This is a genomic window from Kitasatospora sp. MY 5-36 (assembly GCF_001182915.1).
In the GTDB taxonomy this organism is placed as follows: Bacteria; Actinomycetota; Actinomycetes; order Streptomycetales; family Streptomycetaceae; genus Kitasatospora.
This window is the reverse complement of sequence record NZ_LFVW01001271.1, coordinates 1-1,084: the sequence shown is the minus strand read 5'-3', so window position 1 is coordinate 1,084 and position 1,084 is coordinate 1. Positions and strand designations below refer to the sequence as shown.

The following is a 1,084-nucleotide window of genomic DNA, read 5'->3' as shown; positions in this document are numbered from 1 at the left end:
CGGCCGACCCGCCGCCCGCTCGCCGCCGCCGTGCTCGGCACCCGCGAGGAGCGGCTGGCCGAGCCCCAGCCCCCGCGCGCCGCCCGGATCGCCGCCTACGCCCTGTTCTTCCTGCTGGGCGTCGCGGTGTCGGTCTGCGGATCCTTTGTGCAGGCCCTGTGGCCGCCGGTGGGGGTCCTGTTGGCGCTCGCCGCGACCGCGGCCACCTTCTACGCCGGCCTGCGGGTCACCGGCACCCGGCTCGGCGCGGGCGCGCCCGCGGCCGGCTGGTTCCTGGCGATGCTGCTGCTGATGGTGCCCCGGCCCGAGGGCGACAACGTGCTGTGGTCCAACGCCACCTCGCTGGCCTGGCTGTTCGCCGGCTCGGTGCTGGGCGTGATCTGCGCCACCCTGCCCACCCGCACCAGCTGGTTCCCCGGGGTGCCCGGCCCCCCGCGCTGACCCCGGTCGTGCACGGCGTACCGTACCGCGTACGACGCGCAGTCAGGAGCGTACGGCCTTACTCTCATACCGGAGGAACCGGACGTATCAGGATCTGTCCGAAGCCGTTCGCCGCTCTGTTCTTCCCAGTATGGTGGTCCCGCAGAACGCCGTACCCGACCGCCGCCCGCCCCCGTCAAGGCCCGGCGACCACGAACCGCGGTCGCGCCGCACGGCCCGCCCGCGAACCCGGAGCAGAGCAGCATTGAGCAGCCGCGAATCTGACAACGCCCACCCGACGCCCCGGCGCACGGGTCCGGACGCCTACCCGTCGGGCACCCCGCCCTACGGCACACCGGGGCTCCCCGGCGGCGACCGGGCGGACGCCGGACCGGGCGCCGCGTCGGGCGGCGAGGACGACGGTCCGAAGACCGAGACCACCCTGACCACCCGGGTCCGGATCAACATCCCCGGCTCGCGTCCGATCCCGCCGGTCGTCGTCCGCAGCGCCGTCAAGAACGAGGACGGCCCCGGCGATGACGCCCCGGCGGCGGCCGCCGCCGAACCGGGCGGCCCGCGGCACCGGTCCGCGCCGACCTCGCCCGTCCTCGGTGTGATGGAGGACGGCGGCCGCCAGGCCGCCCCGCCGAACCTGCCGCCGGAG

General features: G+C 76.1%; 1 protein-coding gene and 1 pseudogene. Both read left to right on the top strand.

From position 1 onward, the window contains the following. Positions 1–441, top strand: a 441-nt coding sequence (locus tag AE652_RS41900; protein ID WP_369808378.1) for a DUF6113 family protein, incomplete at its 5' end; no start/stop codon positions are given. A gap of 244 nt (positions 442–685) precedes the next feature. Continuing rightward, positions 686–1,084, top strand: a pseudogene (locus AE652_RS47675) (hypothetical protein); the annotation flags it as partial.